Origin of the sequence: Streptomyces sp. NPDC012794 (genome assembly GCF_042901085.1) — a bacterium.
Lineage (GTDB): Bacteria > Actinomycetota > Actinomycetes > Streptomycetales > Streptomycetaceae > Streptomyces.
The window spans coordinates 85,578-105,414 of record NZ_JBIBCI010000011.1; the positions used below are offsets into that span (position 1 = coordinate 85,578).

General features: G+C 74.7%; 21 protein-coding genes. 10 read left to right on the top strand and 11 right to left on the bottom strand.

The features are described 5' to 3' along the window. Positions 1 to 109: 109 nt before the first annotated feature. From ACFY7H_RS21395 to ACFY7H_RS21410, 4 genes are all read left to right on the top strand, one after another. Complete coding sequence (locus tag ACFY7H_RS21395) at positions 110 to 1,138, top strand: malectin domain-containing carbohydrate-binding protein (protein WP_388940157.1); 1,029 nt, start codon at positions 110 to 112, stop codon at positions 1,136 to 1,138. Positions 1,139 to 1,247: 109 nt separating this feature from the next. Then, positions 1,248 to 2,036 (top strand): hypothetical protein, encoded by a 789-nt coding sequence (locus ACFY7H_RS21400; protein WP_388940158.1) that lies wholly within the window; start codon positions 1,248 to 1,250, stop codon positions 2,034 to 2,036. A gap of 37 nt (positions 2,037 to 2,073) precedes the next feature. Then, positions 2,074 to 2,766 (top strand): hypothetical protein, encoded by a 693-nt coding sequence (locus tag ACFY7H_RS21405; protein WP_388940160.1) that lies wholly within the window; start codon positions 2,074 to 2,076, stop codon positions 2,764 to 2,766. Further along, positions 2,763 to 3,020 (top strand): hypothetical protein, encoded by a 258-nt coding sequence (locus ACFY7H_RS21410; RefSeq protein WP_388940161.1) that lies wholly within the window; start codon positions 2,763 to 2,765, stop codon positions 3,018 to 3,020. Before ACFY7H_RS21405 ends, ACFY7H_RS21410 begins: the two co-directional genes overlap by 4 nt. Positions 3,021 to 3,055: 35 nt before the next feature. Here the strand turns inward: ACFY7H_RS21410 and ACFY7H_RS21415 are convergent, their stop codons facing one another. After that, positions 3,056 to 4,453, bottom strand: coding sequence for a gluconate:H+ symporter (locus ACFY7H_RS21415; RefSeq protein ID WP_388940163.1), 1,398 nt, complete (start codon positions 4,451 to 4,453; stop codon positions 3,056 to 3,058). A gap of 33 nt (positions 4,454 to 4,486) precedes the next feature. Then, positions 4,487 to 4,978: a gluconokinase gene (locus ACFY7H_RS21420; RefSeq protein WP_388940376.1), complete on the bottom strand. Its 492-nt coding sequence runs from the start codon at positions 4,976 to 4,978 to the stop codon at positions 4,487 to 4,489. A 157-nt stretch (positions 4,979 to 5,135) separates the two neighbouring features. Between ACFY7H_RS21420 and ACFY7H_RS21425 the strand changes: the two genes are divergently transcribed. Further along, positions 5,136 to 5,846 carry a FadR/GntR family transcriptional regulator gene (locus tag ACFY7H_RS21425; protein WP_388940164.1) on the top strand — a complete coding sequence of 237 codons (711 nt, stop codon included), beginning with the start codon at positions 5,136 to 5,138 and terminating at the stop codon, positions 5,844 to 5,846. Between the two features lie 35 nt (positions 5,847 to 5,881). Here ACFY7H_RS21425 and ACFY7H_RS21430 read toward each other — a convergent pair whose 3' ends face one another. Further along, positions 5,882 to 7,762: an ABC transporter ATP-binding protein gene (locus tag ACFY7H_RS21430; protein ID WP_388940166.1), complete on the bottom strand. Its 1,881-nt coding sequence runs from the start codon at positions 7,760 to 7,762 to the stop codon at positions 5,882 to 5,884. A gap of 396 nt (positions 7,763 to 8,158) precedes the next feature. Between ACFY7H_RS21430 and ACFY7H_RS21435 the strand changes: the two genes are divergently transcribed. Then, the gene (locus ACFY7H_RS21435) at positions 8,159 to 8,581 is read left to right on the top strand and encodes a DUF350 domain-containing protein (RefSeq protein ID WP_388940168.1); all 423 of its coding nucleotides are present in this window, start codon (positions 8,159 to 8,161) and stop codon (positions 8,579 to 8,581) included. 87 nt (positions 8,582 to 8,668) lie between these two features. Here the strand turns inward: ACFY7H_RS21435 and ACFY7H_RS21440 are convergent, their stop codons facing one another. Then, complete coding sequence (locus ACFY7H_RS21440; RefSeq protein WP_388940170.1) at positions 8,669 to 9,880, bottom strand: pyridoxal phosphate-dependent aminotransferase; 1,212 nt, start codon at positions 9,878 to 9,880, stop codon at positions 8,669 to 8,671. A 94-nt stretch (positions 9,881 to 9,974) separates the two neighbouring features. On the opposite strand from ACFY7H_RS21440, the gene ACFY7H_RS21445 reads away from it, so the two are divergent. Next, the gene (locus tag ACFY7H_RS21445; protein ID WP_388940172.1) at positions 9,975 to 10,634 is read left to right on the top strand and encodes a winged helix-turn-helix transcriptional regulator; all 660 of its coding nucleotides are present in this window, start codon (positions 9,975 to 9,977) and stop codon (positions 10,632 to 10,634) included. A gap of 65 nt (positions 10,635 to 10,699) precedes the next feature. Here the strand turns inward: ACFY7H_RS21445 and ACFY7H_RS21450 are convergent, their stop codons facing one another. The 4 genes from ACFY7H_RS21450 to ACFY7H_RS21465 form a co-directional block, all read right to left on the bottom strand. After that, positions 10,700 to 11,920 (bottom strand): acyltransferase, encoded by a 1,221-nt coding sequence (locus tag ACFY7H_RS21450; RefSeq protein ID WP_388940174.1) that lies wholly within the window; start codon positions 11,918 to 11,920, stop codon positions 10,700 to 10,702. Further along, positions 11,917 to 12,960 (bottom strand): alpha/beta hydrolase, encoded by a 1,044-nt coding sequence (locus ACFY7H_RS21455; RefSeq protein ID WP_388940176.1) that lies wholly within the window; start codon positions 12,958 to 12,960, stop codon positions 11,917 to 11,919. Before ACFY7H_RS21455 ends, ACFY7H_RS21450 begins: the two co-directional genes overlap by 4 nt. Positions 12,961 to 13,181: 221 nt before the next feature. After that, entirely contained in the window at positions 13,182 to 14,357 is a 1,176-nt protein-coding gene (locus ACFY7H_RS21460; protein WP_388940177.1) for a glycosyltransferase, read from the bottom strand. A gap of 111 nt (positions 14,358 to 14,468) precedes the next feature. Beyond that, positions 14,469 to 14,627, bottom strand: a complete 159-nt coding sequence (locus ACFY7H_RS21465; protein ID WP_388940179.1) for a DUF6126 family protein — start codon at positions 14,625 to 14,627, stop codon at positions 14,469 to 14,471. 306 nt (positions 14,628 to 14,933) lie between these two features. Between ACFY7H_RS21465 and ACFY7H_RS21470 the strand changes: the two genes are divergently transcribed. Continuing rightward, positions 14,934 to 15,392, top strand: a complete 459-nt coding sequence (locus ACFY7H_RS21470) for a hypothetical protein (RefSeq protein ID WP_388940181.1) — start codon at positions 14,934 to 14,936, stop codon at positions 15,390 to 15,392. A 44-nt stretch (positions 15,393 to 15,436) separates the two neighbouring features. Next, positions 15,437 to 15,973, top strand: coding sequence for a hypothetical protein (locus tag ACFY7H_RS21475; RefSeq protein WP_388940183.1), 537 nt, complete (start codon positions 15,437 to 15,439; stop codon positions 15,971 to 15,973). Positions 15,974 to 15,977: 4 nt separating this feature from the next. On the opposite strand, the gene ACFY7H_RS21480 is transcribed toward ACFY7H_RS21475, so the two are convergent. Both ACFY7H_RS21480 and ACFY7H_RS21485 read right to left on the bottom strand, forming a co-directional pair. Next, positions 15,978 to 16,661: a response regulator gene (locus ACFY7H_RS21480; protein ID WP_388940185.1), complete on the bottom strand. Its 684-nt coding sequence runs from the start codon at positions 16,659 to 16,661 to the stop codon at positions 15,978 to 15,980. Beyond that, positions 16,658 to 18,073, bottom strand: a complete 1,416-nt coding sequence (locus ACFY7H_RS21485; protein ID WP_388940187.1) for a sensor histidine kinase — start codon at positions 18,071 to 18,073, stop codon at positions 16,658 to 16,660. The genes ACFY7H_RS21480 and ACFY7H_RS21485 overlap by 4 nt, the downstream gene beginning before the upstream one ends. 109 nt (positions 18,074 to 18,182) lie before the next feature. Here ACFY7H_RS21485 and ACFY7H_RS21490 point away from each other — a divergent pair, with 109 nt between their 5' ends. Further along, the gene (locus ACFY7H_RS21490; protein ID WP_388940189.1) at positions 18,183 to 18,578 is read left to right on the top strand and encodes a hypothetical protein; all 396 of its coding nucleotides are present in this window, start codon (positions 18,183 to 18,185) and stop codon (positions 18,576 to 18,578) included. On the opposite strand, the gene ACFY7H_RS21495 is transcribed toward ACFY7H_RS21490, so the two are convergent. After that, the gene (locus tag ACFY7H_RS21495; protein ID WP_388940191.1) at positions 18,532 to 19,830 is read right to left on the bottom strand and encodes a hypothetical protein; all 1,299 of its coding nucleotides are present in this window, start codon (positions 19,828 to 19,830) and stop codon (positions 18,532 to 18,534) included. The two genes, ACFY7H_RS21490 and ACFY7H_RS21495, sit on opposite strands and share 47 nt — an antisense overlap. Between the last annotated feature and the right edge of the window lie 7 nt (positions 19,831 to 19,837).

Consider the following 19,837-nt stretch of genomic DNA (forward strand, 5'->3'; position numbering starts at 1 on the left):
CACCCGATCCCACCATCCGCACGATCCAACCGACGCCTTCACGTACTCCTTCAACACGCCCGCCCTCACCGACGGCCTCTCCGTCGGCTTCCGCACCACCCGCAGCGGCGTGGTCACCGGCCGGGTGCTCGACGCCAACGACGGCAACGGCGTCCCCGGCGCCACGGTCACCGTCGGCAGCGGCGACGCGGCCGTCTCCGCCACCACCGCGGCCGACGGCGGGTACGCCGTCCAGAGCCCGTCGGGCGTCCGTACGGTCACCATGGCCGCGCCCTCGTACGAAACCGCCGCCACCACCGCCGACGTGAAGCCGGCCGAGGTCACCGGGGCCGACCGCTCGCTGCGCACCGGCCGGGTCACCGCATCCGCGCCGGCCGTGGAACTGGTCCTCCCCGCCGGCCGGCGGCGCACCCGCACCCTGGAACTCACCAACCCCGGCCTCGCCACGGCCTACACGGTCGCCGAGGACGCGCCCTGGCTGACGGCGTCCCCGGCGGAGGGGAACCTGCCGGCCGGCGGCAAGGCCCCGCTCACCCTGACGGCCGACACCGCCGGGCTGGCCCCGGGCACGGTGCTGAGCACCGGCCTGCGGATCACCTCGGCCAGCGGCCGCAGCCCCGTCCTCACCGTCCCCGTCAAGATCGTCGTCCCGAGGTACCAGAGCGCCGTGGACGCCGGCTCCGACTACCCGGGCACGGACTCGGCGGGCGACTCCTGGTCCCCGGACCGCGCCTACACCCCCGGCTCCTACGGCTACCAGGGCAACGGCGGCGTCCACTCCACCGGCCGCGCCATCGCCGGCACCGACGACCAGCGGCTCTTCCGCAACGCCCGCGAGGGCATGTACGAGTACCGCTTCGACAACGTCCCCAACGGCACCTACACCGTGGAACTGGGCTTCGCCGAGCTCACCCCCACCAGGCCGGACAAGCGCGTCTTCGACGTCCTGGCCGAGGGAGCCCAGATCCTGCCCTCGCTCGACATCTCCCTGGAGGCCGGCACCTACACCGCCCTGACCAGGACCTACACCGTCAAGGTCACGGACGGCGTGCTCAACATCCGCTTCGTGACGCACCACGGCGCAGGCAAGCCCCTGGTCAACACCCTCCGGGTGACCGACCGCCCCGACGCGCCATAGCCACGCGCGCCGCCCGCCCCCGGCAATCGGGTGGCGGGCGGCGACCGCGCCGGGACTCCCCGGCGGACCTGCCCGGCCCGCCCGGCGGGGCGACGTAGCGTGGACGACCATGACGCCGCAGATCGAGGCACTCGCACGCGCCGCCGGCCCGGCCGCGTTCTGGGCGGTGGGATCGGCGGACGCCGTCCACGCCGCACACCCCGGCCCAGAGGGCGACGCGGACCCCGCGGACGCGCCGGACGGCTGGGGCACCCCGGTCGAGGCCGGGGACCTGACCGCGGTACTCGCGCTCTGGCCCGTCATCGGCCGCCTCGTCGCCCAGGGCGAACTCACCCTGCACACCCCCCTCACGGCCTACGGGACGGCCCCCTCGGCGGGACTGCCCGCCGGCACCACCGCCCACCACCTGCTCACCCGCGGCGACGGCCCGGCTCCCCTCGCCGCCCTCACCCGCCTCGCCGAACACCTCGCCGACACCCCGCTGGCCGACTGCGCCCACAGCCGCGTCTGGCAGCCCCTCGGCATGACCCGCACCCGCTTCGCCGCGGGCACACTGCGCACCTGTCCGGCCGATCTCGCCCGGTTCCTGCGCCATCTGCTCTCCACCGCCGACGAGCCCGTCCCCCGCGCCTGGACCGCCGAGTCCCTGAGGATCCGCACCGGCGAACTCACCCCCTCGCGCGGCCTGCTCTGGCACCCCGCGCCCGCCGGCGTCTGGACCCACCACCCCCCGTCCGGCTCCGGCCCGGGCGTGTGGATCTCCCCCCGCCAGGGCCGCTGGGCGGTCCTCGTCCCCGGCGCCGGAGCCGTTGCCGCCGGCCCGCCGCGCGCCGCGTTCCGCGAGGCCGCGTTCGGTTCCGCTCCCGCGCGCGCCGCCCGCGGCGCCGACGTACGGTGATCCCGAAGTCACCGCACGCAGCCCCCGCGAGGAACCCATGTCCGATGCCGCGACCGCCCAGGCGACCGACCCGGACGCCGGCACGCTCGACGCCCTGTGCCGGGACCTGGCCGAGGCCGCCGACGCCGTGGGCGAGGCCGCCCGGTACGCCTCCGCGCTCGCGTTCGGCGTCCGCCTCACGGCAGGGGAACCCGTGGGGCGCGGCGGCAGCAGGCGCCGCGCCTGGCGGACCCTGCTGCGCACCCTCACCGACCCGGCCGGGCTCGGCTGGGCCCCGCGCGGACGCGGCCTGGCCCGGGCCGGATGGCTCGCCGGGATCCTGGGCCGCCGGGAGAACCTCGCCGTCAGCACCGCTGTCTGCGGGCTGAAGGGGCGGATCCGCGCCGCGGGCGCCGGCCGCCCCGAACTGCTCGCCGACCCGGACTGCGCCACCGTGCTGCGCGCCGTCGCGGAGCACCGGCAGGCCGACGCCGCCCGCGGCTTCCGCACCCTGCTGCGCGAGCGGGGGGCCGGGCGGGCCTTCGCCCTGCTGTCCCCGTCCTTCGCGGACATCCTCGCCTGGGACGCCCTGACCGACGGGAACCCCTTCAACGACCACGCGGGCTGGCAGGTGGCCACCGGCCGGGCCGCCCCCGCCCGGCCCCTGCTGGGCCTCGGCGCCGCCCTGCGGGCCCTCTGCGCCCGCGGCCCCGGACCGGCCGCCCCCGCGAACCCCCGGAGGAGCCCGTGAGCGACTGTCCCCGGCCGAGCCGGCCCGCCCCGGCGGACGGCCTGCGCACCCACTCCGCCGCCCTGCGCTCCCACGCCCGCCGGCTGCGGGCGGGGGCGGCGGCCCTGGAGTGGCGCGGACAGGAGGCCGACGCCTTCCGCGCCGAGGTCGCCGTCCTCGCCGACCGCTGCGCCCGCGCCGCCGCCGGCCTCGCGCTGGCGGCGGCCCAGCTGGAGGGTGCCCACCTGCGGCGCGGACGGGGCCCGCTGGGCTGAACGGGCCGGCACGGTCGCTCGTACGGAACGGCTTGTCAGAGGACCAGTGACAGCAGCAGGACGAAGCCCAGCCCGGTCACCGAGATGATGGTCTCCATCACCGACCAGGTCTTGAGGGTCTGTCCGACGCTCATCCCGAAGTACTCCTTGACCAGCCAGAACCCGGCGTCGTTGACATGGCTGAAGAAGAGCGAGCCCGCCCCGATCGCCAGGACCAGCAGGGCGGTCTCCGTCGCGGGCATGCCCGCCGCCAGCGGCGCGACCAGGCCGGCCGCCGAGATGGTGGCGACCGTCGCCGAGCCGGTGGCCAGCCGGATGGCGACCGCGATCAGCCAGGCCAGCAGCAGGGCCGGGACGGCCCAGTCCTGTGAGAGGTCCAGGACCATCCGGCCCACCCCCGCGTCGATCAGCGTCTGCTTGAAACCGCCGCCCGCGCCCACGATCAGCAGGATCCCGGCGATCGGGGCGAGTGACTTCTCCACCGTGGACGACAGGGCCGCCCGGCTGAACCCGGCGGCCCGGCCGAGGGTCACCATCCCCACCAGTACGGCGGCGAGGAGGGCGATGAGCGGGGAGCCCGCGACGTCGGTGACCTTCTGGACGGCGTGGTCCGGGTCGTCGACGACGATGTCGACCAGCGCCTTGACCAGCATGAGCGCGACCGGCAGCAGCACCGTGGAGACCGTCGCCCCGAACCGGGGGCGCTGTTCGAGCCCGGCCGAGGGGCGCTGCGGGACCATGTGTTCCGGCGCCGGGACGTCCACCCAGCGCGCCGCGTACCGGGAGAACAGCGGCCCGGCGATGACCACGGTGGGTATCGCCACGAGGACGCCCAGGGCGAGGGTGACGCCGAGGTCCGCGTGCAGGGCGTCGATGGCGACCAGCGGGCCGGGGTGCGGGGGGATCAGCCCGTGCATCACCGACAGGCCGGCCAGCGCGGGGACACCGATCCGCATGAGCGAGTAGCCGCCGCGCCGGACGACCAGCAGCACCACCGGGATCAGCAGCACGATGCCGACCTCGAAGAAGAGCGGCAGCCCGATCACCGAGGCGATCAGCACCATCGCCCACGGCATGGCCCGGCCCCGGGCGCGGGCGAGGATGGTGTCCACGATCTCGTCCGCCCCGCCGGAGTCGGCGAGGAGCCTGCCGAGGACCGCGCCGAGGGCGATGAGGACGCCGACGCCCGCGACCGTGGAGCCGAGGCCCGTGGTGAAGCTCGCGATCGTCTTGTCCAGCGGGGCGCCCGCGAAGGAGCCGAGGGCGAGCGAGCCGACCGTCAGGGCGAGGAAGGCGTGCATCTTGAGGCGGGTGATGAGCAGGACGATGACGGCGATGCCCGCGAGGACGGCGACACCCAGCTGGGCGTCGCCGGCCGAGGTGATGGGTGCGGGGGCGGCCGCTGCCAGCGTCTCGACGCCGAGACCGGTCACGGTGGGGTTCCTCTGTCTCTCTCGGGGGAGCGGTCAGCTCTGGTGACGGGGCGGCCGGAGGGCGGCCAGCGCCCGTTCGGTGATCTCCTCGGGTGTGCCGGAGACATCGACGGCGATCCCGCGCTCGTCCGCGCCGAGCGGTTCGAGCACGGCGAACTGGGAGGCCAGCAGGGAGGGCGGCATGAAGTGCCCCCTGCGGTCCGCCATCCGCTTCTCGACGAGCGGCCGGTCCCCGGTGAGGTGGACGAACACGGCGTCCGGAGCGGCCGAGCGCAGCCGGTCGCGGTAGGAGCGCTTGAGGCAGGAGGCGGCGACCACGCCGCCGTGCGGCGCGGCCCGGTTGCGCATCCACTCGCCGATGGCGTCCAGCCAGGGCCACCGGTCGGCGTCGTCCAGCGGGGTGCCGGCCGACATCTTCGCCACGTTGGCCGCCGGATGGAAGGCGTCGCCCTCCGCGTACGGAAGGCCGAGCGCCTCCGCCAGCAGCCGGCCGACGGTCGTCTTGCCGGTGCCGGCGACGCCCATCACCACAATGACGCGCTGGGGGCCCACGTCGTACCTCGCTGTCCTCGTCGCTGGGAGTGGGAGCACCACTGAAGCCCATTAAGTAGTACTTATTCAAGGGCTGGGCGGGAAAACGTCGTATCTTTTGCCGGTGGGGGCGTCACCGTACGCTTACGCCATGACCACCGAAGGCAGTCCGGGCCGAGGACTCCACTCCGAGGTGCTGGACAGCCTCGGCCTCGCGATCACGGCGGGCGAGTACCCGCCCGGCAGCGTTCTGCGCACGGACGGGATCGCCGGGCGGTTCGACGCCTCCCGCACCGTGGTCCGGGAAGTGGTCCGCGTGCTGGAGTCGATGCGGCTCGTCGAGTCCCGGCGCCGGGTCGGGGTCACCGTCCGCCCCGCCGAGGAGTGGAACGTCTACGACCCGCAGGTCATCCGCTGGCGCCTCGCCGGCGCCGACCGTCCCCGCCAGCTGCGGTCACTGACCGTCCTGCGCTCCGCCGTCGAACCCGTCGCCGCCGGCCTCGCGGCCTCGCACGCCACCCCGGAGCAGTGCGCGCGGCTCACCGAGGCGGCCCTCGGCATGGTCCGCACCTCCCGTGGCCACCAGCTGGAGGGCTACCTCCACCACGACATCGCCTTCCACCGGACCGTTCTCGACGCCTCCGGCAACGAGATGTTCGCCCGGCTCGGCGACATCGTCGCCGAGGTCCTCACCGGCCGCACCCGGCACGCCGTGATGTTCCACGACCCCGACCCGGCCGCCGTCACCCTCCACGTACGGGTCGCCGAAGCGGTGCGCGAGGGCGACGCGGCCGCCGCCGAGACCCTGACCCGCCGGATCGCCCTCGGCGCCCTGGACGAACTCGACGTACTCGCCCCCTGAGGCGGCGCCCGGCGGCAAGAGGGGCCTGGCGTGCTTCAGCCGGCCGCGGCCGCGCCGTGCGCGGCGAACTGGGTCCGGTACAGCTCGGCGTACCGGCCGCCCGCCGCGAGCAGTTCGGGGTGCGTGCCGCGTTCCACGATCCGGCCGGCCTCCACCACCAGGATCAGGTCGGCGGCCCGGACCGTCGACAGCCGGTGCGCGATCACCACGGCGGTCCGGCCGGAGAGGGCCTCGGCCAGGGCCTCCTGCACGGCCGCCTCCGAGGTGGAGTCCAGGTGGGCGGTGGCCTCGTCGAGGATCACCACCCGCTGCCGGGCCAGCAGCAGCCGGGCGATGGTCAGCCGCTGGCGCTCCCCGCCGGACAGCCGGTAGCCGCGCTCGCCGACGACGGTGTCCAGGCCGTCCGGGAGGGAGGCGACCAGTCCGTCCAGGCGGGAGCGGCGCAGGGCGTCCCACAGCTCGTCCTCGCCCGCCTCCGGCCGGGCCAGCAGCAGGTTGGACCGTACCGACTCGTGGAAGAGGTGCCCGTCCTGGGTGACCATGCCGAGGGTGTCGCGGATGGAGTCGGCCGTGAGGTCCCGTACGTCGACGCCGCCCAGGCGGACCGCGCCCGCGTCGGCGTCGTACAGCCGCGGCAGCAGCTGGGCGATGGTCGACTTGCCGGCGCCGGAGGAACCGACGAGGGCGACCATCTGACCGGGCTCGGCGCGGAACGACACCTCGTGGAGCACCCGGGTGCCGCCGTGGGCGTCGAGCGCGGCCACCTCCTCGAGGGAGGCGAGCGAGACCTTGTCGGCGGAGGGGTAGCCGAAGGAGACCTTGTCGAACTCCACCGCGACCGGGCCGTCGGGCACCGCGACGGCGTCGGGCTTCTGGGCGATCAGCGGCTCCAGGTCGAGGATCTCGAAGACCCGCTCGAAGCTGACCATGGCGCTCATCACCTCGACCCGCGCCCCGGCCAGCGCGGTCAGCGGGGCGTACAGCCGGGTCAGGAGCAGGGCCAGGGCGACCACGGAGCCGGCCTCCAGGGTGCCGCGCAGGGCGAAGTACCCGCCCAGGCCGTACACCAGGGCGAGGGCCAGCGCGGAGACCAGGGTCAGGGCGGTGATGAAGGCCGACTGGGCCATCGCCGTACGGACCCCGATGTCCCGGACCCGGGCGGCGCGGGCCGCGAATTCGGCGGACTCGTCGGAGGGCCGCCCGAACAGCTTGACGAGGGTCGCGCCGGGGGCGGAGAACCGTTCCGTCATCTGGGTTCCCATCGCCGCGTTCAGCGCCGCCGCCTCCCGCTGCATCCCCGCCATCCGCGCCCCCATCCGGCGGGCCGGCAGCACGAACACCGGCAGCAGCACCAGGGCCAGCAGGGTGATCTGCCAGGAGATGCTCAGCATCACCCCCAGCGTCAGGAGCAGGGTCACGAGGTTGGAGACCACCCCGGAGAGGGTGTTGCTGAAGGCCCGCTGGGCGCCGATCACGTCGTTGTTGAGGCGGCTGACCAGCGCGCCCGTCCGGGTACGGGTGAAGAAGGCGACCGGCATCCGCTGGACGTGGTCGAAGACCGCCCGGCGCAGATCGAGGATCAGCCCCTCGCCGAGGGTCGCGGACAGCTTCCGGGTCAGCAGGCCCAGCCCCGCCTCGGCCACCGCGATCACCGCGATGAGCAGCGCGAGGCGGATGACGTCGCCGTCGTCCCCGTGCCCCACGATCGTGTCGACGATCCGGCTGGCCAGCAGCGGAGTGGCCACCGCCAGCAGCGCGCCCACCACGCTGAGCAGCAGGAAGAGGGTCAGCCCGCGCCGGTGCGGGCGGGCGAAGGAGGCGATCCGCCGCAGGCTCGCCCGGGAGAGCGGGCGGCGGTCCTGCTGGGCGTTGATCGCGCTGTGCAGCGAATGCCAGGCGGTGACTTCCATGTCCATGCCCCCACGCTAGAACCTCAACCAAACTTCGGGTCAAGGAATCGGGTGCGCTCACTCCGCCGGGTCCAACGGCGCGGGCCCTGAAGGGACTTCGCCGCCCGGCCACTGCCCCCCGCGCGGGTTTTCGGCCACCGCGATCCGGCGGGCGGGCGGCTCCGCCTCCCGTACGCGCAGCCGCGGCGCGCACGCGGCGAGGATCCGGCGCCACACCCCGAGGACGCCTCCGACCGCATCACCAGCGCCGTCGGCGCCGCCGCCTCCCGGGACCGCGCGGCCCTGACCTTTGCCGTTTCCTGGCCTCCCCATGGTCCGGGGCGGGGACCGTGCGATAGATTCGGCCTCCCCACGGCACGCCCTGGCCCATCATTTCCCACCCACGCGGAGACAGGCTTCTCAATGAGCGACATCGTCAACGGACTTGGCCGTACGAGCGCCTACGGCGCCCTCGGTCTGGTGCTGCTGATCCTCGGCATCGTCCTCGTGGACGTGCTGACGCCCGGGAAGCTCCCGAAGCAGATCTGGGAGGAGCGCAACCGCAACGCGGCCCTCCTGCTCAGCTCGGCGCTCCTCGGTATCGGCGGCATCGTCTTCACCTCGATCTGGACGACCTACGAGGACTTCGGCAAGGGCCTGGTGTCCACGGCCGCCTTCGGTGTCCTCGGTCTCGTCCTGATGGCCGTGGCCTTCCTGGTGCTGGACCTGGTGACCCCGGGCAAGCTCGGTGCCATCGTCGTGGACCCGGAGCCGCACCCGGCCGTCTGGGTCACCGCTTCCTGCAACCTCGCCGTAGCCGCGGTCGTGGCGGCCTCCATCGCCTGACGGCAGCGGAACGGGGACATGACGAGAGCACCGCTCCCGATCGGGAGCGGTGCTCTCGCGCGTGGTGGTGCGCCTCGTCCGCCCGCTCTACTGGCGGTAGCCGCTCAGGAAGCGGCCGATCCGGCTGATCGCGGCGTCCAGGTCGTCGGCGTACGGCAGGGTCAGGATCCGGAAGTGATCGGGGCGGGGCCAGTTGAAGCCGGTGCCCTGGACGACCTGGATCTTCTCCCGCAGCAGCAGATCGAGCACGAACCGCTCGTCGTCGTGGATCGGGTGCACCTTCGGATCGATGCGCGGGAAGGCGTACAGCGCGCCCTTCGGCTTCACGCAGGACACCCCGGGGATCTCGTTCAGCTTCTCCCAGGCCCGGTCGCGCTGTTCCAGGAGACGGCCGCCCGGGCCGGTCAGTTCCTTGATGGACTGGCGCCCGCCGAGGGCGGCCTGGATGGCGTACTGGGCCGGGGCGTTGGCGCACAGCCGCATGGAGGCGAGCATGGTCAGGCCCTCCAGGTAACTGCGCGCGTGCTGTCGGGGACCGCTCACCACCAGCCAGCCGGAGCGGAACCCCGCCACCCGGTGCGTCTTCGACAGCCCGCAGAAGGTGAGGACGACCAGGTCGGGGGCGAGGGCCGCGGTGCTGTGGTGGACGGCGTCGTCGTACAGGATCTGGTCGTAGATCTCGTCGGCGAAGACCATCAGCCCGTGGCCGCGGGCGAGTTCGAGGATGCCCTCCAGGACTTCCCTGGGATAGACGGCGCCCGTGGGGTTGTTGGGGTTGATGATGACCACGGCCTTGGTACGGTCCGTGATCTTGGACGCCATGTCGTCGAGGTCCGGGTACCAGTCGGCGGCCTCGTCGCAGACGTAGTGCACGGCCCTGCCGCCCGCCAGGGTGGTGACGGCGGTCCAGAGCGGGAAGTCCGGGGCCGGGATGAGCACCTCGTCCCCGTCCTCCAGGAGCGCCTGGACGGCCATGGAGACCAGCTCGGAGACTCCGTTGCCCAGGAAGACGTCGTCCACCGTCACGTCGGTGAGGCCGATGGCCTGGTAGCGCTGGACGACGGCCCGGCGGGCGGAGAGCACCCCGCGCGAGTCGGTGTACCCGTGGGCCTTGGGGAGCATCCGGATCATGTCCTGGACGATCTCCTCGGGCGCCTCGAAGCCGAACAGGGCCGGGTTGCCGGTGTTGAGGCGCAGCACGCTGTGGCCCGCCTCCTCGAGCGCGTTGGCGTGCTCGATCACCGGTCCCCGGATCTCGTAGCAGACCTCGCTGAGCTTGCTCGACTGCCGGAACTCCATGCCGTGCCCTCCCTGTTCCCGTACTCCGCACTTCCTGCTTGGTTTTACCAAGTAAGAGCTTGGAAAGTCCAACATGTTGTCTAGACTGCGCTGCATGTCACCACGTCAGCCACGCCGTCGAAGCTACGACCAGTACTGCGCCTCGGCCCGCGCCCTGGACGCGGTCGGGGACCGCTGGACCCTGTTGATCGTCCGGGAACTGCTGGCCGGCCCCCGCCGGTACACCGACCTCCACGCCGACCTGCCCGGAGTCTCCACGGACGTACTGGCCGGCCGGCTCAAGGACATGGAGGCGCAGGGCCTCGCGACGCGCCGCAAGCTCCCCCCGCCGGCGGCCGCGACGGTGTACGAACTGACCGCGCGCGGCGCCGGACTGCTGCCCGTGCTCACGGCGCTCGCCGAATGGGGCGCCCCCGAACTCGCCGAACGGCGCCCCACCGACGCGCTGCGCGCGCACTGGTACGCCCTGCCCCTGCTGCGCCGCCTCCCGGCGCCCGGGGTCCCGGCCGTCGTCGACGTGGTCCTGGACGAGGGCGTGTTCCACGTCCGCATCGGCGGCGACGGCCCGGCGGACGGGGCCGGACCCGCGTACGGCGACGGACCCGCGCAGGCGCCGGACGCCCGCCTGGTGCTCGACGCCGACACCTGCCGGGAACTGGGCGAGGGGACGCTCACCGTGGCACGGGCCGTCGAGGAGGGCCGGCTCCAAGTGGCCGGTGAAGGGCCCGCCGCCGACGCGCTGCGCGGGCACTGACCCGGGGAGGGACGGCCCGGGGCCCTCCCCGCCCGGCCCCCGTCCCCCCGTCCCCCCCGCCCCCGTCACGCCAGGCCCAGCGCGAACACCGCGAAGCCCGCCGCCAGCAGCCCCGCCACGGTACGGCGTACCGCCGGGGCCCGGCGGCCCCGGGCCGGGGGCGCCTCGAAGCGGCGCGCGTAACGGGCGATGCCCACCAGCAGCACCGCGAACAGTGGCAGCCACGCCGCCCGCGCCGCGATCCAGCCGAGGGTGTCGGGCGCCGTCGTCAGCCCCGCCACCTCGCCCGCGAGCGCCCCCGGAACGGCCGCCGCCAGCATCGCGGTCTGGTGCCAGCACAGGATCGTCATCGCGGACAGGTTGACCACCACCACCGGCGCCCACAGCGCCGGCCGGGCCAGCAGCCCCGCCAGCCGGTCCCGCAGCAGGATCGCCGCCCCTGACTGCGCCGCGGCCAGCGCCAGCACCAGCAGCGACGGCGGATGCGAGTTGGTCCGTTCCGCACCGGGCACCCCGACCATCGACGCCGGATAGCCGAACACCAGCAGCAGCGCCGCGAACAGCACGGCTCCGCCCGCCAGCAGCAGCCATGCCCCGCGCCGCCCGATCCGCCGCTCGCCCCAGTCGATGCCCAGCTGGTACGCGAAGAGCCAGCCCGGCAGGACGTTCAGCACGGACAGCCAGGACGGCACCGAGCCGGCGAACGGCCCGTACCGCAGGAAGTCCACCACCGCGACCGACCCGAGCAGCGGAGCCGCCGCCCACCCGCCGAGCCGGTGCGCGGCGCGCACGCAGTACGGGGTCAGGGCCGTCACCACCGCGTACACCCCGACGAACCACAGCGGTTGCACCACCAGCGTGGCCCCCGTCCGCAGGGTGGCCTCGGGCACGCCCGCCGCGTACAGCGCGGGCGCGGCCAGCGCCCACACCGCCGTCACCCCGAGCACCGGCCGCCCAAGGCGGACCATCCGCCCCTTCAGCCAGGCCCCCGTCGATCCGGTGCGACGGCGGAAGGAGAGCGCCGAGGCGTGCCCCCCGACCAGGAAGAAGACGCCGAGCATCTGGAGCACCCAGCTCGCCGGGGCGAGAGCGCCGAAGGCCGACAGCGGGCTCGCGTTGTGCAGGCCGCCGTCCGCGTCGAGGGTGAACCCGCCGAGCAGCCAGTGCCCGGCGGGCACCGCCAGTAGGGCCAGGGCGCGCAGGCCGTCGAGCGCCCGGTCCCGGTGGGCGGGGGTCTGCCCGTCGATCCGGTGCGCCGCGTCCCGCAGCCGGGTCGGCGCGCTCACCGGACCTCCCCTGCCGCGATCGCGGCGAACGCCGCCAGGGACCGGGTGCCGGGCGCGAAGTAGCCGGCGTGGCCGCGGACGTCGGACGCCGGCACCCGGCGCGCGCCGAAGGCGGGTGAGACCGGGTCGGCGCCGTGCCCGAGACCCGCGAACGCGACGTTCGGCACGTCCGCGATCCAGTCGGAGGGCCCGCGGGCCGCCCAGACGCGGGCCCGGGTGCCCAGGCCCGCGGCACTGTCCGCGCGCATGCCGGGGGAGCCGAGGACCACGAGGTCGGTGGCGTCCGTGTGGCGGGCCGCCAGCCCGCAGACCACCGAGCCGTAGCTGTGGCAGAACAGCACCGGGTCGGGCGCGCCGACCGCGTCCAGCCCGGCGGTGAAACGGGCCAGGCGGACCGCGCCCGCCTCGGCGAGCCGCCCGGTCGCCGCGTCCGGACCCACCCCCACCGGAGTGGTGTAGCCCGTCCACGCGACGACGGCGGTCGTCCCGCCGGCGGCCGCCCGCAGCGCACGCCCCATCCCGGCCGGCCCGGTGTGCGGGGCGCGCGGCGCGTCATGGGTGGAGGCGTCGTTGTCCGACCCCGGCACGATCACCGAGACGTGCGCCGCCCGCTCCAGGTCCCCGAACACCTCGGCGACCTGCCCCCGCCCGCGGGGGTCGAAGGCCAGGATCTGCCGGTCCGGGCCGGCGAGGGAGGCGTAGCGGGCCTCACCCGTGGCGAGGACGGCCATCCGGTTGGCCTCGTACCGCAGGGGGAGCGGCGCCCCCTCCAGATTGCCGACCACGAGCGGATGCGCCCGTACCAGCTCCCGGCGCGCGTCCCCGTCCAGGGCGGCGAAGAACCGGGCCACCTCGCGCGGGGAGGCCCCCGCCGGATCGGGCAGCGCCCGCCCGCCCACCGATGCCGCCCGCCAGGCGGCGCTGCCGGGCGGCGGCCCGGTGACGGCCGGCCGGCTGTCACCGGTGGCCCATCCCGCGGTTCCCGCGACGACGGCCAACGCCAGCGCGGCCGCGAGGGCCGTCCTGCCGAAGCGGCGCATGCCCTTCCCCCTCTCCTCGTGGCGGCCCCCGAGGAGGGGCCGTTGACGAGGAGGAAGGTAGGAAGGAGGTACCCGGCGGCACGTCGGACCGGAGAGCCAAGCCGGATGTCATACCCGGGTAGGGGGTGGAGGAGAACCCGGCGGGCGGGGACCCGGCGGGCGGGGGAGAACCCGGCGTACGGGGCGTCACCGACCGCCGGGCCCGGAGCCCGTGCGGCCGGTCAGCCGGCGGCCGCGGCCAGCAGTACGTCCACGAGGCGTTCGGCGGCGTCCGGCCGTCCGTACGCGCGGGCGCGCTCCGCCATCTGTGCCCGTCGGGCCGGGTCGGTCAGGAGCGGGCCGACCGCGTCCGCGAGGCTCTGGCCGGTCACCTCGCCGAGCAGGGCGACGGCGGCGCCCGCGTCGGCCAGGTGCTGGGCGTTGTGGGCCTGCTCGTTTCCGGCGGAGGTCGCCAGGGGGACGAACACCGCCGGCTTGCCCAGCGCGGTGAGTTCCGCCAGCGTGCCCGCCCCGGACCGGGACAGCACCACGTCGGCGAGCGCCAGTACGTCCGGCAGTTCCGGGCCGACGAAGCCGGTCACGTGGTAGCGGCCCGCCAGGACCGGGTCCAGGCCCGAGGCGGCGAAGCGGAGCTCGTCGACGTTGGCCGGGCCGCACTGGTGGATCACGTTGGCGTGGCTCAGCAGCCACGGCAGCACCTCGCGCACCACGCCGTTGATCTGCTGGGCGCCCTGCGCGCCGCCGGTGACGTAGACGGTCGGCAGCCGCCGGTCGAACCCGGTGAGGTTCAGCGCGTGCACGGCCTTGTCGGGGTGCCCGGAGAGCACTTCCGGGCGGACGGGGTTGCCGGTGACGACGGCGCGCCCCCGCACCTCGGCGGGCAGCAGCGGCAGCGAGGACTCCGAGGAGACGGCGATGCGCGTGGCCGATCCGGCCAGCTTCCGGTTGGCCAGACCCAGGCGCACGGTCTGCTCGTGCAGCACCAGCGGACGCTTGCACATCCGCGCGGCGAGACCGGCCGGCACCGCGACGTATCCGCCGGTGGCCAGCACGACGTCCGGAGCGAACTCGGAGACGATGGTGCGGGCCTGGGCCACGCCGAGCGGCACCTTCGCCATGTCCTTCATGTTCGCCGCGGACAGCATCTTCAGCGGGTTCGCCGAGCGGCGGATCTTCCCCGTGGCGACGGTCCGGAACGGGATCCCCTCGGCGGGGGCGACCCGCGCCTCGAGACCGTCGGCGGTCCCGATCCACAGCACGTCCAGGGTGCTGCCGACGGCCGCGAGGCGGCTCTGCAACGTACGGATCGCCGTCAGGGCGGGATAGGTGTGGCCACCGGTCCCCCCACCCGTGACGAGCAGCCGGAAGGAACGCGGAAGAGCGGAAGAAAGGTTCACGCGGTCACCCTAACCGCCGTGGTGGGACCCGCGCCGCGCCGGTCCCGGCCGGAACGGCACGGGCGTTCCCCGGCGGCGGATCCGCGGACCCGGCCGTGCCGTGCGGGCCGGCTACTTCCGGGCGTGCTCGCCCAGGTGGAAGAGCATCATGATGAAACCGGCGAACACGTGCGTACCGGCGATGTGGAAGAAGGCGCGCAGGGCGACGCCCTTGGCCTTCCACTCCTCGTGCTCCGCCGCGGCGCGCTTGTCCTGGGTGGCGTCCGTCATGGCGGCGGGCTCCTCCGGGGGATCGCGGGTCCCCCCAGTCCAGGCGGCCCGCCGGGCCGTCTCCTTCGGATCATCTGATGGCCCGTGGACGGGTGCCGCGGCGGAAGGGGGAGGTGAAGCGGGAGGACGACCCCTCCAGTGGCAGGCCCGTGTCACCGGCCGGACAATGGAGTTGCGCCCAGCCGAGGCCGGCGCGTCCGGGTAACCCGTCCGTCGCCTTCGCGATTCCCTGAGATCCGGGCACCTCCGCCGCTGCTTCCGTTCGGCCCGGCACCTCGGCACGGCCCCTCCACGGAGGCTTTTCCGATGACGAATCCCAGCGAGCAGCCCACCCCGACGGGATCCCGATCCCGCACCGCGTGGGACGTGTACTGCCCGGAGGAAGACCTCAACGTCCACATGCTGTTCCCCACGAAAGCGGCCGCCACCCAGGCGGCGGGCGAACACAACGTCCAGTTCACCCCACCCCACACGGCCCGCTGGGTGGTGCACACGCCCAGCGACGAGGACCCGCCGCACCTCACCGACGCCCAACGCGAGGCGTTCACGCGCAATGGGTCCGAATTCGCCGAACTGGAGAACCACAGCCGTTCGGTGCGCGAGGCCGCCGCGGCCCGTCTGCGGGAGGCGGACTACGATCCCGGTGGTCCTCTGTACTGCTATGTCTGCACGTGCAGTCAGTTCCTCGCGCCTGACGACGACGGCGGCCTCGACGCCCGGTGTCAGCGGGAATATAGCCGGCACACGTCGATGCAGCACGCCTGAGGAGCCCCGCGTCGACCGAGCCGGCCGGTAGGCATAATTCCGCCATGAACATGACTGGCGTGCGGCTGCTGCTCGCGACCGTACTGGCCGCGGCCGCGCTCAGCGGATGCTCCCACCTCTCGCCCTTCACGACCTGTGAGGGCACCGGTCCGCAAGTGGCCGCCCTCGACCAGTCGCCGGCCCTGGACCTGCACCCGCCAGGGGCCAGGCCCCTCCACGGCGGCGCGACGGACGGGGCCACCTGCACCGATGACAGCGGGGACGCCTGGCTGAGCGCGGACCGGCTGTACGTATACGACGGGAGCGCCGCGGACGTGCTGGCGTACTACGCGCGGGAACTCCCCGCGGCGGGCTGGCATCCGGTCCGGCGGAGCGGCCCGGTGCCGGCGGGCGGGACCCCCGTGTCCTGCTTCGAATCCCCGGACCGGCCCAGTGTCGTCGTCACCTTCGAGTCACCCGCCGACCTCCGCGAGTTCTACCAGGTGGACCCCGGCCCCGAGCCGGCCGGCTCCGCGCCCCGGACCTGGGTCCACGTGTACACCGAGGCGTCGACCGACGGATCGCGCATGGACTGCTACTGACCGGTCACGAGGCCGAGTCGCCCGGGCGGACCAGACCCGCCTCGTAGGCGAAGATCACCGCCTGCGCCCGGTCGCGGAGGTCCAGCTTGCCCAGGACCCGGCCGATGTGCGTCTTCACCGTCTGCTCCGCCAGGACCAGGTGGGCGGCGATCTCCTGGTTCGACAGCCCCCGCGCGATCAGCTCCAGCACCTCCGTCTCGCGCGGGGTCAGGCCGTTCAGCCGCAGCGCCGGGTCCTTGCGCGGGGCCGGCCGCTGCCGGACGAAGTCCGCGATCAGCCTGCGCGTCACCGACGGCGCCAGCAGGGCCTCGCCGGAGGCGACCACCCGGACCGCCGCGATCAGGTCGGCCGGCGGGGCGTCCTTCAGCAGGAAGCCGGACGCGCCCGCGCGCAGCGCCTCGTACACGTAGTCGTCGATGTCGAAGGTGGTCAGCATCAGCACCTTCGGCCGGTGCGTCACCCCCCGCGGCGGGTCCAGCAGCTCGCGGGCCGCCGACAGCCCGTCCAGCTCGGGCATCCGTACGTCCATCAGCACCACGTCGGGGTGGACCGTGCGCGAGACCCGCACCCCCTGGCGGCCGTCGGGGGCCTCGCCCACCACGTCGATGTCGGGCTGTGCCGACAGCAGCGCGGCGAATCCCGCCCGCACCATGGCCTGGTCGTCGACGATGATCACGCGGATGGTCAACTGGGGTCCTCGGTCCTGGAGTCGAGAGGGAGCCGGGCGGCGACCCGGAAACCGCCCTCGGGCAGCGGGCCCGCGTCCAGCGTCCCGCCGGTCAACCGTACGCGCTCGCGCATCCCCACCAGGCCGTGCCCCGTGCCCGTTCCGGAGACCTCCACCGCCGCCGCCGTGTCCCGGGCCGGACCGTTGACCACCAGGACGAGCACCTCGTCCCCCTCGGGGTTACACGTCACGGACACCCGGGTCCGTGCGCCCGGGGCATGGCGCACCACGTTGGCGAGGGCCTCCTGCACGATGCGGTACGCCGACAGGTCCACCGCCGGGGGCACGGCCGTCACGGCCAGCCCCGTCGCCAGGGAGAACTCCACGGGCTGCCCGGCCCGTACGGTCGCCTCCACCAGCTGCTGGATCCTTGCGATCCCCGGCTGCGGTGCCAGGCCGCCGCCCTCACCGCCGGAGCCGTTGGTGCCGTCGCCCCGCAGCACCGTCAGCAGCCGCCGCATCTCGCCCAGCGACTCGCGCGCACTGGACGCGATGGCCGCGAACTCCTCCCTCACCGGCTCCGCCATGCCGGGCAGCCGGTAGGGGGCGGAATCCGCCTGCACGGTGATCACCGACATGTGGTGGGCCACCACGTCGTGCAACTCCCGTGCGATCCGGGCGCGTTCCTCCAGCAGGGTGCGCCGCGCCCGCTCCGCCTCGCTGATGCTCTCCTGCTCGGCGATCCGCTGCCGCGCGTCACCCAGCCCGCGCAGCGCGCCCGACAGCGCCAGCACGGTCCCGCTCAGCACGAACAGCAGCGCGACGGTGGTCGTCACCCCCGCCGGCTGGAAGAAGCCGAGCACCACCCCGGCCGCGCCCGTCGCCAGCCACACCCCCACCAGGGTCCGCACCGGCTCGCGCAGCCCCAGGCAGACCATCAGCGCCAGGTACCCGACCACCACCATCGGCGTCCACGGCCAGGCGTGCCCGGCCATCCGGTCGGTTCCGATCAGCAGCGCCGCCCCGACGACGTCCGCGAGCAGCATCAGGCCCCAGGCCGCCAGCGGGCGCGACAGCGCCAGGAGCAGCGGTACCGTCTGGGCCACGCCGAGGGCCCCGGCCCAACCGCCGCCCATGCCGTAGTCGTTGGTCAGCACCGAGATGGTCGACGGCAGCAGCGACGCCACGAAGACGCCCGCCACGGCGAAGGGCAGCATCCGCTGCCACCGCCGGGGCGCCCGCGCGCACAGCGGCTCGCCCGGCCGGGCGGGCGTACGCAACGCCACGGCGAGCTGGGAGAAGGCGCCGGGCGTACGCGGCGCTTGCGTCTTGCGGGACGTGCGGGGCTTGCGGGATTCGGCCGTTCCGCCGGTCGTCCCGCTGTCGGCGCCGTCCCCGTCCGCGCGGGCCGGCCTGCGCACTCGAAGGCTCATGATCCGACCAGCCTATGCGCCCGCACCCCCCGCCGGGGCACGAGACAGGCGTCCCCGGATCCGACGGCGCTGTCTCGTTCCCCCGGCGGGTCCCGCTCGTTGAGCGGGCATGGAGCTGCTGCCGACCATCGCGGCGCCGGGCGTCGGTGAACGGGCCGACGCCGCGGCCGATGCCGCCTGCCACCTCTACGACGCCGTCACGCCCGCCACCGGTGCGGGGCCCGGCGGCTGGAGCCGGACCGCCGCCGAGGACGCCGCCGAGACCATCGAGACCACCGCGCACGCCCTCGCGTCCATCCACCCGCGCGCCGAGGTGATCCTCGCGCCGGTGCACGCGGCCCTGGCCGACCTGCGCCGCCAGCTCGCGCTCGCCCCGGCCGACCCGTTGACCGCCGAGGGGGTCCCGGCGACGCCCCGGACGGTCGGCAACCCGCGCCGTACCCGCTGGGTGCGGGTGCTCACCGCGCCCGTGCCCCGGCAACCGCCGTCCGGTACAGCTTCCTGATCTCCGCGCCGAAGTAGGAGCTGTACGAGGTGTCCGCGGTGGGCCCGCCCGTCTTCCAGCCGCCGATCACGCCGATGACGTCGCCCGTCTGGGTCCGCGTGTCGTAGTGCGCGAGGAAGGGGCCGCCGCTGGTCCCGCCCGGATAGCCGGTGCAGTCGATCCTCAGGAACGATCCGGGGCTCTTCGGGTCGCGGCTGGTGAACCTGGTCGTACGGTTCACGCAGACGCGCGGGCGCGCGGCCGACGCCGGATGGCCGACCAGCGTGACCTTGGAGTGGTTGAAGGCGGCGCCGGTGACGAGCCGGTTCCCGCCCACGACGTCCTCCACCGGGAGGCCGTCGGCGCCGGGCCCGACCTGGGCGAAGGCCACGTCCAGGGTGGCCGCCCGGTCGGGCCCGTCGGTGCGGTAGCGGGGGGCGATCCACACCTTCGAGCGCCCGGCCGCGTCGCGCAGCACCGGGAAGAGCCCGTACGGGCGCGGGTTCGCGCGCGTGTACTGCGGGACGAAGGCCACCTGGCGGGTGTCCGTGCCGAGCAGGCAGTGCGCCGCGCTGAGCACCATGTCGCGGCCGGGGGAGGAGACGACGCTGGCGGTGCAGAAGTAGGCGCCGCCGCCCTGCATGACGAACATCCGGCCCACCACCGGGATGCCGTTGAAGTCCTGCCCGACACCGGTGGTGGCCGGCAGGACCGCCGCGGCGGGCTTCGCGGACGCGGCGGACCGTGCCGACTCCGGGTCGGACACGGGCGCCGGTGAGGCGGGCCCGGTCGCCGGCTCCGGAGCCGGCGGGGGCGCGGGTGTGTCGCCCCCCGGGCCGGTGGTGCCGGGGCCGGCGGCGGAGGAGGCCGTGGCGGCGGGATCACCGGCTCCGGCATCGACGCCGGCTCCGGCTTCGGCATCGGCTTCGGCTTCGGCTTCGGGGGATACCGGTCCGTCCGGCTGGGCGGGGTCCGCCGGTGCGGCCGGGGACGGGGCCGAGGCGGGCGACGGGGCCGGTGCCGCCGAACGGGCGGCGGGCCGGGCGGGTGCGACGGCATGCGGGACCGTACCGGCGGCGGGGTCCGGTTGGGGCACGGGCAGGGCGGCGGCCATCCGGCCCTCCGTCCAGAAGGCCGCGGCCTCCCGCGCCGACCAGTGCTCGGAAGCCGCCTCCGCCCGCTCCGTCCGTGCCACGGGCAGGACCCCGCCCGGCAGGATCAGGGCGGCGGCCGCGGCGGCCGCGGCCGTCACCACCGTCAACAAACGTCGCATGTCTCGC

Coding starts and splice junctions, on each gene's coding strand:
- ACFY7H_RS21400 (WP_388940158.1), top strand. CDS start 1,248: ATGACGCCGCAGATCGAGGCACTCGCACGCGCCGCCGGCCCGGCCGCG.
- ACFY7H_RS21405 (WP_388940160.1), top strand. CDS start 2,074: ATGTCCGATGCCGCGACCGCCCAGGCGACCGACCCGGACGCCGGCACG.
- ACFY7H_RS21420 (WP_388940376.1), bottom strand. CDS start 4,978: ATGGGCGTCGCCGGCACCGGCAAGACGACCGTCGGCCGGCTGCTGGCG.
- ACFY7H_RS21425 (WP_388940164.1), top strand. CDS start 5,136: ATGACCACCGAAGGCAGTCCGGGCCGAGGACTCCACTCCGAGGTGCTG.
- ACFY7H_RS21430 (WP_388940166.1), bottom strand. CDS start 7,762: ATGGACATGGAAGTCACCGCCTGGCATTCGCTGCACAGCGCGATCAAC.
- ACFY7H_RS21435 (WP_388940168.1), top strand. CDS start 8,159: ATGAGCGACATCGTCAACGGACTTGGCCGTACGAGCGCCTACGGCGCC.
- ACFY7H_RS21440 (WP_388940170.1), bottom strand. CDS start 9,880: ATGGAGTTCCGGCAGTCGAGCAAGCTCAGCGAGGTCTGCTACGAGATC.
- ACFY7H_RS21445 (WP_388940172.1), top strand. CDS start 9,975: ATGTCACCACGTCAGCCACGCCGTCGAAGCTACGACCAGTACTGCGCC.
- ACFY7H_RS21455 (WP_388940176.1), bottom strand. CDS start 12,960: ATGCGCCGCTTCGGCAGGACGGCCCTCGCGGCCGCGCTGGCGTTGGCC.
- ACFY7H_RS21465 (WP_388940179.1), bottom strand. CDS start 14,627: ATGACGGACGCCACCCAGGACAAGCGCGCCGCGGCGGAGCACGAGGAG.
- ACFY7H_RS21470 (WP_388940181.1), top strand. CDS start 14,934: ATGACGAATCCCAGCGAGCAGCCCACCCCGACGGGATCCCGATCCCGC.
- ACFY7H_RS21475 (WP_388940183.1), top strand. CDS start 15,437: ATGAACATGACTGGCGTGCGGCTGCTGCTCGCGACCGTACTGGCCGCG.
- ACFY7H_RS21485 (WP_388940187.1), bottom strand. CDS start 18,073: ATGAGCCTTCGAGTGCGCAGGCCGGCCCGCGCGGACGGGGACGGCGCC.
- ACFY7H_RS21490 (WP_388940189.1), top strand. CDS start 18,183: ATGGAGCTGCTGCCGACCATCGCGGCGCCGGGCGTCGGTGAACGGGCC.
- ACFY7H_RS21495 (WP_388940191.1), bottom strand. CDS start 19,830: ATGCGACGTTTGTTGACGGTGGTGACGGCCGCGGCCGCCGCGGCCGCC.